At 36.0% G+C, this 9275-nt stretch carries 5 protein-coding genes, 3 tRNA genes and 1 pseudogene; 3 read left to right on the top strand and 6 right to left on the bottom strand.

The window, feature by feature from the left end:
- Positions 1-202: 202 nt before the first annotated feature.
- Together SMA_RS10545 and SMA_RS10540 are read right to left on the bottom strand one after the other, a co-directional pair.
- Positions 203-979 (bottom strand): ParB/RepB/Spo0J family partition protein, encoded by a 777-nt coding sequence (locus tag SMA_RS10545; protein ID WP_014295516.1) that lies wholly within the window; start codon positions 977-979, stop codon positions 203-205.
- A gap of 69 nt (positions 980-1048) precedes the next feature.
- Positions 1049-2281 (bottom strand): S1C family serine protease, encoded by a 1233-nt coding sequence (locus SMA_RS10540; protein WP_307777631.1) that lies wholly within the window; start codon positions 2279-2281, stop codon positions 1049-1051.
- A gap of 243 nt (positions 2282-2524) precedes the next feature.
- Here SMA_RS10540 and rlmH point away from each other — a divergent pair, with 243 nt between their 5' ends.
- Positions 2525-3004: a 23S rRNA (pseudouridine(1915)-N(3))-methyltransferase RlmH gene (gene rlmH, locus SMA_RS10535; RefSeq protein ID WP_014295514.1), complete on the top strand. Its 480-nt coding sequence runs from the start codon at positions 2525-2527 to the stop codon at positions 3002-3004.
- A gap of 141 nt (positions 3005-3145) precedes the next feature.
- Here rlmH and SMA_RS10530 read toward each other — a convergent pair.
- Positions 3146-3219: transfer RNA gene (locus tag SMA_RS10530), tRNA-Arg, on the bottom strand.
- Between the two features lie 242 nt (positions 3220-3461).
- Positions 3462-4481: pseudogene (locus SMA_RS11250) on the bottom strand (IS30 family transposase).
- 199 nt (positions 4482-4680) lie between these two features.
- On the opposite strand from SMA_RS11250, the gene SMA_RS10515 reads away from it, so the two are divergent.
- Together SMA_RS10515 and SMA_RS10510 are read left to right on the top strand one after the other, a co-directional pair.
- Positions 4681-4752: transfer RNA gene (locus tag SMA_RS10515), tRNA-Glu, on the top strand.
- Between the two features lie 30 nt (positions 4753-4782).
- Positions 4783-4856 (top strand) — tRNA-Asn (locus SMA_RS10510).
- 65 nt (positions 4857-4921) lie between these two features.
- On the opposite strand, the gene SMA_RS10505 is transcribed toward SMA_RS10510, so the two are convergent.
- Complete coding sequence (locus tag SMA_RS10505) at positions 4922-7516, bottom strand: YfhO family protein (RefSeq protein WP_014295511.1); 2595 nt, start codon at positions 7514-7516, stop codon at positions 4922-4924.
- Positions 7517-7610: 94 nt separating this feature from the next.
- Positions 7611-9233: an ATP-binding cassette domain-containing protein gene (locus SMA_RS10500; protein ID WP_014295510.1), complete on the bottom strand. Its 1623-nt coding sequence runs from the start codon at positions 9231-9233 to the stop codon at positions 7611-7613.
- Positions 9234-9275: the final 42 nt, after the last annotated feature.

The following is a 9275-nucleotide window of genomic DNA, read 5'->3' as shown; positions in this document are numbered from 1 at the left end:
AGTAGTTTCCTTTTTGTGGATAATTCAATACCTATTCTAACATAAAAAATAAAAGTTTTCCACAAGGGTGGAAATAAAAAATCCACATTGTTTACGAAAGTTTTCCACAGGGTGTGGAAAACAAAGAAAGTGAGATAAAACATGGGATTATCAACTGTTTTTTCTGTGGAAAACTGTGAAAAATAAAAAAGAAATCAACAAGCTATTTTAGCTTGTTGATAATTCTGTTTAAGTCTTCTTCAGATTGAAAATGTAAACTCACCTCTCCTTTTGTGCCAGTTTTAGAGATGGTAATTTTAACAGGAAGTCCTAACTGTTTGGTCAATTCTTCTTCTTGATTTCGAACGAAAATATCTTTCTTTTTGGGACGATTTTTTTTCTTTTTAGCAGGTTTTAGTAAATGTTCAAGTTTTCTAACGCTAATATCCTCTGTCAGAATTTTTTGATACCACTTCTCTTGATCTTCCACATTTTTAAGGGTTAAAAGAACACGCGCGTGTCCTTGAGACAGCTCACCTTTTTCAACGGAATCAGAGAGACTTTTAGGAAGGTTAAGTAATCTGAGACAATTGGTAATGTAGGGGCGAGATTTTCCCATAAATTGTGCTAATTCTTCATGGGTCATTTGATTTTTTTCCAGAAGCTGCTGGTAAGCTTTTGCTTCTTCGATTGGATTTAAATCAGAACGTTGCAAATTTTCAACGATAGCCAGCTGCATGCTCTCCTGATTGGAGATATTTTTTATGATAGCAGGAATTTCGGTTAAACCTGCCATTTTTGAGGCTCTTAGACGTCTTTCACCAGCAATAAGCTCATAACCAAAGACAGTTGATTCTCGGACGATAATCGGCTGAATAAGCCCATTAGTTTTAATCGAACGTGCTAGTTCTTCTAGCTCCTCTTGTTTAAATTCTAAACGGGGTTGGTAGGGATTAGGTGAGATATTTTCAGTTTTGATTAATGTGAGTGTTTCAGGCATAAGTCTTTTATCCTTAAAAAATGAGGCTGAGGAATGCTCAGCTTCATTTTCATTAGTTATTATTTGTTATCAGTTTGAGGAAGATAAATCTTGTGTTGTCTTAGTTAATTTAATTGTGGCTGTTTTCTTATCAGTTCCACGGTAGAAGGTTACTTTGACAGAGTCACCAACAGAATGAGTATAAAGGATACTTTGAAGATCTGAAGTAGATGTTACTTCTTTGTCGTCAATAGCTGTGATGACATCATATTGTTCGAGATTACCTTCAGCTGGCATACCAGATTGAACAGCCGCCACAACGACACCGCTTGTTACACTTGTTGGAATGTTAAGTTGAGCAATTGCATTTGTTGAAAGGTCGCTCAAGTTTACCATTGAAATACCAAGTGCTGGGCGGATAACTTGCCCATTTTCTTCCAATTGGTTAATAATGGATACAACATCGTTAGATGGAATGGCAAATCCCATACCTTCGACAAATTCACCAGAACTTGATGTAGATGAAATCTTACTTGAATTGATACCGATAACTTGTCCTTCAATGTTAATTAAAGCACCACCAGAGTTACCTGGGTTAATCGCTGCATCCGTTTGGATAGCATTTGTTGAGATAGTTTTACCATCATCATTTGTCATGGTTACTGTACGGCTAAGACTTGAGACAATACCTTGTGTTACAGAGTTAGCATATTCAGTACCGAGTGGGCTACCAATAGCGATAGCAGTTTCACCGACAGTTAATTTATCAGAATCGGCAAATTCAGCAACTGTAGATACGTTGTCAGAAGAAATTTTGACAACGGCAATATCTGAATAAGTATCTGCTCCGACTAGCTCACCAACAACTTTTGTTCCATCAGCAAGCATGATTTCAATTTGTTCAGCCCCATCAATAACGTGATTGTTAGTGACGACATAAGCAGAATCACCATCTTTTTTGTAAATAACCCCAGAACCTTCACTGTAAACAGTCAAATCATCTGTAGAGCTTGAATCGCTACTACTGTCTGAATCATTGCCAAAGAATTGATTGTAGAGGTCACTTGTAGAAGACGACGAGTCTGATTTGTAGTTAATAACAGATACAACTGCGTCTTGAACTTTTTCCACAGCTTTTGTTGTATCGTTAGAGTTAGAATAGCTTACGCTACTTGTTGTTGTTTTTGTACTTGAACCACCGACGTTAGTGATTGAAATACCTGCCATATTTAGGACGAGTATTGTACCTGCGACACCAGCTATAAAGCCGACTAAAATGACACCCAATGGTTTTAACCAATTTTTGTAATTAAATTTTGGCAATTTGGGTAAATTTGGTAATTTTATTTTTTTCACGTCTCTACCTCCCATTTTTCTTGAGTAGCATATAAAAATTGACTTAATTATACCTTAAAAGTAAAAAAAAAGAAAGTAATACACAACCTGTGGAAAACTTTTTTAAAATGTGAAAAAATCCTGATTCAAAGCTATTAAAATCCATGTTAATGGTTTATGAACATGTGGATAAGGTGTGAAAAGCTTGTGAATATGTGGTAAAATGGAGCTATGAAAGTAAAAATTATCGCTGTTGGAAAATTAAAAGAAAAGTATTTAAAAGATGGTATTGTCGAATATGGTAAGCGCATGAGTCGTTTTACAAAATTTGAAATTGTCGAGTTAGCAGACGAAAAAACACCAGATAATGCTAGTGCTGCACAAAATCAGCAAATTATGGAAAAAGAGGGCGAACGCATCCTAGCAAAGATTTCAGAGCGTGATTATGTTATTGTCCTAGCCATCGAGGGAAAACAACTATCTTCTGAAGCTTTTAGTCAAGTTATTGCTGATGCGACATTAAGAGGCTATTCTGATATTGTTTTTGTGATTGGAGGAAGCCTTGGTTTAGCAGATAAGGTCAAAAAACGTGCTAATCTGTGCTTGAGTTTTGGTTCATTAACCCTACCTCATCAATTAATGCGTTTAGTTCTATCAGAACAAATTTACCGTGCTTTTATGATTCAACAAGGAAGCCCTTATCACAAGTAATTTAGCTTGTAGTGAAGTAATAAAAAGAGTAGTAAAGGAGTTAATTTACCATGTCTTCTTACTACTCTTTTTTAGTTGCTTTGTTTCATTTGTAACATTTGTTAAAAATAAAAAAAGCCGGCTTTGAGCCGACTTGAGATTTGATCCCAGCAGGATTCGAACCTGCGACCGTTCGCTTAGAAGGCGAATGCTCTATCCAGCTGAGCTATGAGACCATATCAACTTAATCATTCTATCAAAATATCGACTATGCTGTCAACTAAAAATCAACTCATAACAATAAATCATGATTAGGAAGTAAGCAAGAAATAGTGTGAATTTCTGCTAATCATTTTTTATAAAAAATACCTATAAATCCTATTTTGATAACTATTTTTTGTGATTTGACTGTTTTATATTTTTTAGCACATTGTCAAGTCAAGTGAAACAAGTTCTTGAATAGGCTAGTATTCCATTGTTAGGTTGTTTGGGCTAGCCCAAACAGAAATTTTGCAGTCTTGTAATGATGAAGTCGTCTAGGTCTCTCATTGATAGCTTCGATATAATGTACGAGTTCCTTTTCGGTTAATGAGTTGAAAGATTGTCCTTTAGGGAGAAATTCTCTCAAAAGACCGTTAAAATTCTCGTTTGTTCCTCTTTCATGAGAGGAATAAGGATGGGCGAAGGAAATATCAACCTCTTCTAAATCCGCTAAGCGACTGAATTCAGAGCCGTTATCTGATGTGATAGAAGTAATCGGGTGTTCAGCCAAGAGTTTTTACAACTTCATTGATGGTTTCTGCTTGTTTATTCGGTAGCTTACACGCCAAGGCAAATCGTGTTTGACGTTCGACCAAGGTCATGATAACAGCCTCTCCTTTGGTCTTTTGACCGAGAACTAGATCAATCTCCCAGTGTCCAAACTCAGAACGGTTATTAATCGTTTCTGGACGCTCTTTAATAAATTTTCCAAGGGGCTTCTTATTGACTGTTGTTTTATATTTAGACCGCTTTCTGATACTCACCATCTTCGGTAAATCTATTGGCTTGATAGAAATAAAACAAGCTGCGATATAGCGATATAATGTCTTCGTTGAAGGAATGGTTTCTGTTGGCTGTTCCTCTTTGTATTCGTGAACAAACGTATCTACACTATGTCGACGAACATTGGACTTAACAGCCTTATCTAGTTTTTCAAAGAAAGTCAGAGAGCACTGCTTTAATTTCAGGTAGGTACTCTTTTTCCGATTTTCTTCATAGATACGTTGACCACTGTCAGCGAAATAGGTTTGATAATAAATTTGTTTTCCATTTTTATTTTGGACTTGTGTTACTGTGCCACGCTTAATCTCACGGGTAATTGTCGAACGATTTCGCCCTAATAGACGGGCAATCTCAGCAGGTTTTTCCCCATCTTCAAATAGGCACTAATTTCACCTCGCTCAGAGGGTGATAAGTGAGAATAACGAGACTTTTTGGTAGAATGAATTTGGGACATGTTCATCGCCTTTCTATACTGAGTTTTGGGATTCTAGTATATCAGACGAATATGTCTTTTTTGTTGCACTTCATTTTACTACGTGGCTTTTACATTTTTTACCGATAATTTTTGTAAAAAAATTGAAAGAAACTATAGACAAAGAAAAAAATATCTGATATAATAGTATTAGTGTTGAGGAGAAATCCTTAAAGCTTCTGGTCCGTTGGTCAAGGGGTTAAGACACCGCCTTTTCACGGCGGTAACACGGGTTCGAATCCCGTACGGACTATAAACTACTGCCTAGCAGTTTTTTTCTTTATCCGGCATAGCTCAGTTGGTAGTAGCGCATGACTGTTAATCATGATGTCGTAGGTTCGAGTCCTACTGCCGGAGTGATAAGACACCTTCCTAAGTTAACTTAGGATTTTTTTATACCTAAAAATAAAGCAGGCTAAATTTTAGCCTGCTTTTATCCTGAAATGATACTTTCTTCGTGCAATCATATAAGCAAGGAAAAGGATGATTCCTAATATGGATAGGTAAGCTCCTTCTTTAAAACCATTTGGGATGTAAGTTAACGTTACTTTACCTTCACCAGCTTTTACATCAACTTTCATAAAACCATCTTGCGCTTTTGAAACCGTAAGTTTTTTCCCGTTTTGTGTAGCTGTCCATCCTTTATCATATGGAATGGTGAAGAATAATGAACTATCTTCGTCTGCTTTATAAATAGCAGTAACGGTATTTTTATCAGTTGTAACGGTAACGTCTGGATTGTCAATAATCGCCATAGCTTTTTGATAACTTGTTAAATCTAAAGTATAAAAATTAGGTTGATTGAAGGAAACTTGCCTATTTTCAGGGAAAGTAAATGTGATGTTAAGCGTTTGTCCTTCTTCAAAGTAACCAAGGTCAAAGAAGCTGTAAGCATTATCGGTTGTGTATTCTGTCGTTTTTCCATTAACTGTAATTTGAACAGACTCACTATTATCATTAGAGAAAGTAATGTTAGGGACACTTACATAAAGTTGAGTATTAGCAGTGACAGTGACTTGATAAGTAGCACTTGTTGTCAACTGACCATCATTTGTAGTGGTGACTCGGTTATTAAGCAAATTAGCACCACCTGTTAGTTGAGAAGCTAAACGTGCGAAGTATTTCTCAGATAATCCTGTCAAGTTATTGATAAAATTAGTTTGGTTGTCAAGCGTGTTGACACCAAAGTCAATACCCTTGTAAATACCATTCGTTAAAATAGCTAGTTGACTAGCATATTGATTTTCATAAAGTGACACATTGCCAGAACCATCAACATAATTGAAACCAAATTTATCAACACTAGTTTCAGAAAGATTATACTTCACAGCAAATAAACTATCCATCAGCAAGGTATTATTTTGGTAGCGAAGGTTGAGATTAGTCCCTGTTGATTTAAAGCCAAGCCGGTCTAATGTGCTACTAGAGGTCGTGTTTCGGATAGATGAAAATTGAGAGATACCATTGTAATTATATTTCATACTGTCATTGCCAGTTTGAGGTAACAATTCTTCGGTACGATAGAAAGTAGTATTCAGTTCTTGTGTTTCGTTGACAAGTTTGTCAATATCTGTCAAATTACGATTATAACTTTGTCGAGAAGGAAAGACCCACTCGCTATCAAGGGCTGCAATTTGATAATAAGTATTTAATGATATTTCAAAAATTGTAAAGATAAGTGTAAAGCTGACAAAGAGTTTAAATGATAGATACTTATTTACATAACTGATGAGTATAATAGCATAAGCAGCTAAGAAAGCAAAGGTGATAATGACTTGCGAAGGTTCTAAAAAGTCATAATGACTTTGGAACGACACTGTAACAATAAATCCAAGAGCTAAAGGAATAATCCCAATAAGATATTGCTTGAGTGTTAATTCTTTTAAACGAGATAATGTTTCAGCTGCTAATAGGATGATAAGAATAGAGAATGTCCAAGAATAGCGGTAAAGAAACATATTTGGCGAATGCATACCTTGCCAGATAAGGTTTAATGGTTCAAGATAAAAACTAGCAACAATGAGAGCAAGCATTATGCCATAAGCTAAACGAGTTTGCCACCTGATTGATTTAATCGTAAAGAAAATAATAGCTAATATCAATGGGAAAATTCCCACGTAAATCATCGGAATAGAACCAAATTTTGTTGTGTCATAAGAGCCAACAAAATTCTTAGCAAATATATCAAAGAACCATGACGCATCTGTGAACCACTCTGTAAACTTAGAAAATTCCTCACCGTGTGTAGATAGGTCTAAGTAAGTTGGTAGCAGCATGATGCAGCTAGAGAGACCAGCAGAGATTGACACAACTGTAAAGTCAATAAATTTTCGTAGAATGACTTTCCATTTAAATTCTTTAGTTAATTGAACAAGGAAATAAAGAATTAAAAAGATAACAACCATGTATCCAAAATAATAGTTTTGGATAAAGAGAATCGTTAAACTTAGGTAATAAAGGATGAATTTTTGCTGACCTAATAAGCGATTAATTCCTAAAATGATTAAAGGCAAAAGAATGAATACATCAAGCCACATATTAATTTCAATTTGGCTGATAGCAAAACTCATCAATGCATAAGAAGTCGATAAGACGATGCTGAAAGGTTTCAGTACTTTAGGGTAGAGTTGTCTGAGACTATAAAAACAACTTAATCCCATACAAGCAACTTTCAGTAATGTAAAGATATAAATAGCATCAGGCATGCTCTTTAGACTGAAGAAATAAACGAAAGGCGAGAAGAAACTTCCTAGATAGTAACTAATAAGAGCATAGAAGTTTAGTCCCAAACCACTCGTAAAAGTGTAAAAAATACTATCTGAACCATGTAAAATATTTCGTAGATTTTCAGCAAAAATGACATACTGGTGGAAACCGTCACTAGCTAAAATAGTCGTGTCACTATTGAATGAAATATCTTCAGACAATAAGGCGAAAAATAAGATAAGAAATGGCAGAGCAAATGCTGCTAAGTAGTAAAGAGTATTAATATTTCGTTTTAAAGATTTTAATGTCATAGCTTTAGTAAGACAGGTTGAGATAGCTTATCCCAACCTGTTTCTTTTCTATATATTGTAAAGTTTGTATAAACGTCGGGAAATTATTAATAGATTAATCTTTCCAGAGTTCTTTAACTTTGGTTTGAACTTCTTCATTTTCAAGAAATTCATCATAAGTTTCGTCGATACGGTCGATAACACCATTCTTAGAAATAACAACGATGTGGTTAGCTAGGGTTTGAATAAATTCATGGTCATGACTGGCAAAGATGATTGATTCTTTAAAGTCTTTCAAACCATCGTTAAGGCTTGAAATAGATTCCAAATCTAAGTGATTAGTAGGGTCATCAAGGACAAGAACATTTGACTTGAGGAGCATGAGTTTAGAGAGCATCACGCGCACCTTTTCTCCCCCTGACAATACGCTAACTGATTTGTTAACTTCGTCACCAGAGAAAAGCATGCGTCCAAGGAATCCACGAAGGAATGTGTTATCGTCCTCTTCTTTAGAAGCAAATTGGCGAAGCCATTCAAGGATTGATTCACCAGAGGCAAAGTCACGTGAATTATCTTTTGGAAGATAAGATTGACTGGTTGTGACACCCCATTTGACAGTGCCTTCGTAGTCAATATCGTCCATAAGGGCACGGATAAGCGCGGTTGTCTGGATGTCATTTTGTCCGATAAAGGCAGTCTTATCACCTGGACGAAGAATGAAGCTAATATTATCTAGAATCTTTTCACCGTCGATTGTAACTGAAAGATTTTCGACCGTCAATAGGTCATTTCCAATTTCACGTTCGGCGTTAAATTTCACGAATGGATATTTACGACTTGATGGAACAATTTCTTCCAACTCAATCTTATCAAGCATTTTCTTACGAGATGTGGCTTGTTTAGATTTTGAGGCATTGGCAGAGAAACGAGCAACGAATTCTTGTAATTGTTTGATTTTTTCTTCGGCTTTAGCGTTGCGGTCAGCTTGCAAACGTGCAGCCAATTCTGATGATTCTTTCCAGAAGTCATAGTTACCAACGAAGAGTTTGATTTTACCGAAATCAAGGTCAGCCATGTGCGTACATACTTTATTCAAGAAGTGACGGTCATGGGAAACGACGATAACAGTATTTTCAAAGTCAATCAAGAAATCTTCTAACCAAGAGATAGATTGAATATCAAGACCGTTGGTTGGTTCGTCAAGAAGAAGTACATCTGGCTTACCAAAAAGGGCTTTAGCAAGAAGGACTTTCACCTTATCACCGTTAGCAAGTTCGCTCATATTTTGATAGTGGAGATCTTCAGGAATGTTCAAGTTTTGGAGTAATTGTGAAGCTTCACTTTCAGCTTCCCAACCACCCAGCTCTGCAAATTCTCCTTCAAGTTCAGCAGCACGGACGCCGTCTTCTTCAGAAAAATCTTCTTTCATGTAAATAGCATCTTTTTCTTTCATGATGCTGTAAAGTTTTTCATTTCCCATGATAACAACGTCAATCACACGCTCTTCTTCGTAGTCAAAGTGATTTTGACGAAGAACTGATAGACGTTCATCTGGTCCAAGAGCTACATGACCAGTTGATGGTTCAATATCTCCTGCTAAGATTTTCAAGAATGTTGATTTACCAGCGCCATTAGCACCGATAAGTCCATAAGTATTACCTGCTGTAAAGTTAATGTTGACATCGTCAAATAATTTACGATCACTAAAACGTAGTGAGACGTCTGAAACTGTTAACACATTGTCACCTCAATTTATTTATCTAAACTTCATTGTACATGA

Source organism: Streptococcus macedonicus ACA-DC 198 (assembly GCA_000283635.1).
Classification (GTDB): domain Bacteria; phylum Bacillota; class Bacilli; order Lactobacillales; family Streptococcaceae; genus Streptococcus; species Streptococcus macedonicus.
The sequence above is the reverse complement of the archived record's forward strand: the minus strand, read 5'-3'. Positions and strand labels throughout refer to the sequence as shown.